This window comes from Glycomyces xiaoerkulensis (assembly GCF_002798405.1).
GTDB lineage: Bacteria > Actinomycetota > Actinomycetes > Mycobacteriales > Micromonosporaceae > Glycomyces > Glycomyces xiaoerkulensis.
Genome location: NZ_PGGV01000002.1, coordinates 1 through 215, shown reverse-complemented (window position 1 = coordinate 215; position 215 = coordinate 1). Strand labels below are relative to the sequence as shown.

The following is a 215-nucleotide window of genomic DNA, read 5'->3' as shown; positions in this document are numbered from 1 at the left end:
AGGCACAGGCCGGAGTAGCGGTTGACGATGTTGGAGTAGCCGCCGCCGGCGTCGACGATCTCCCACTGCTGGACCTCGTTGCCGTTGCAGGTCCACTGGCGGACCTCGGCGCCGTCCTCAGTGCCCCACTCGTAGTCGTCCAGGCACAGGCCGGAGTAGGCGTTGCGGATGGCGTGGTAGCCGTTGCCCAGATCCTCCAGCTCCCACTGCTGGAC

At 67.0% G+C, this 215-nt stretch carries 1 protein-coding gene; it reads right to left on the bottom strand.

Features of this window, described 5'->3' with window-relative positions; all coding sequences use genetic code 11:
* The coding region (locus CUT39_RS00010) for an RICIN domain-containing protein (RefSeq protein ID WP_198586746.1) at positions 1-215 on the bottom strand (215 nt) is incomplete at both ends.